Origin of the sequence: Cellulomonas septica (genome assembly GCF_012396155.1) — a bacterium.
GTDB lineage: Bacteria > Actinomycetota > Actinomycetes > Actinomycetales > Cellulomonadaceae > Cellulomonas > Cellulomonas septica.
In genome coordinates, this window is the sequence record NZ_JAAXOY010000896.1 from 1 (window position 1) to 1,064 (window position 1,064).

General features: G+C 74.2%; 1 protein-coding gene and 1 pseudogene. Both read left to right on the forward strand.

What is annotated here, in order from left to right:
* Positions 1-121: 121 nt before the first annotated feature.
* Positions 122-376, forward strand: a pseudogene (locus tag HGA02_RS20100) (DNA polymerase III subunit delta'); the annotation flags it as partial.
* Positions 377-422: 46 nt separating this feature from the next.
* On the forward strand, positions 423-980 hold the full coding sequence (locus HGA02_RS20105) for a dihydrofolate reductase family protein (protein WP_168681198.1): 558 nt from the start codon (positions 423-425) through the stop codon (positions 978-980).
* The last annotated feature ends 84 nt before the right edge of the window (positions 981-1,064 follow it).

Sequence of the window (1,064 nt, forward strand, 5' to 3'; positions counted from 1 at the left end):
TGATCGCGCCGGGGCGGATCTCGAAGGACACCGCGTCGAGCGCGGTCGTCGTGCCGTAGCGGGCGGTGAGGTCGCGGACCTCGACGCCGAAGCCGGTCATCGGGCACCTGCCTGGGGGGTGTCGGTGCTGGACCGCGCGATGGTCGACCTGCTCTCGCTGTACCGCGACGTGCTGGTCGTGCAGCTGGGCGCGGGCGTCGAGCTCGTCAACGTCGAGCACGCGGAGGGGGTCCGCACGCTCGCCGCGCAGAGCACGCCCGAGCAGACGCTGCGGCGCATGGACGCCGTGGGGCAGGCGCGCACGCGCATCGCGGGGAACGTCGCGCCGCTGCTCGCGGTCGAGGCGATGGCGATCGCGCTGCGACCGCAGGGCTGACCGGTGCTGCCCGTCGGCGCGGGCGACGAGCGAGGGAGGGGACGCGGTGGCGCTGCTCTATGCCGGGATCACGTCGCTCGACGGGTACACCGCCGACGCGACCGGCGCGTTCGACTGGGCGCGCCCGCCCGAGGACGTGCACGCGTACGTCAACGACCTCGAGCGACCGGTCGGCACCTACCTGTACGGCCGGCGCATGTACGAGGTCATGCAGTTCTGGGAGACCGCGCACACGCTGCCCGACGCGCCCGACGTGATCCTCGACTACGCGGCCGTCTGGCAGGACACGGACAAGGTCGTGTACTCGTCGACGCTCGACGCGGTGACCACGGCCCGCACGCGCCTGGAGCGGACGTTCGACCCGGTGGCCGTGCGCGCCTTCGTCGAGGCGTCGCCCGCGGACGTGTCGATCGGCGGCCCGACCCTCGCGGCGCACGCGCTGCGAGCGGGTCTCGTCGACGAGGTGCTGGTGTTCGTCGTCCCGGTCGCGGTCGGCGGCGGCACGCGGTTCCTGCCCGACGGCCTGCGCCTCGACCTGCGCCTGGTCGAGGAGCGCGCCTTCTCCGAGGGCGTGGTCCATCTGCGGTACGCACGGCGGGCATGAGCCGGACCGCACAGGCGTGCCGACTACCGTAGGCGCGTGCCCGTGACGACCGCCTCGCCCCGACCGTCCGCCGCCCCCGCCCTC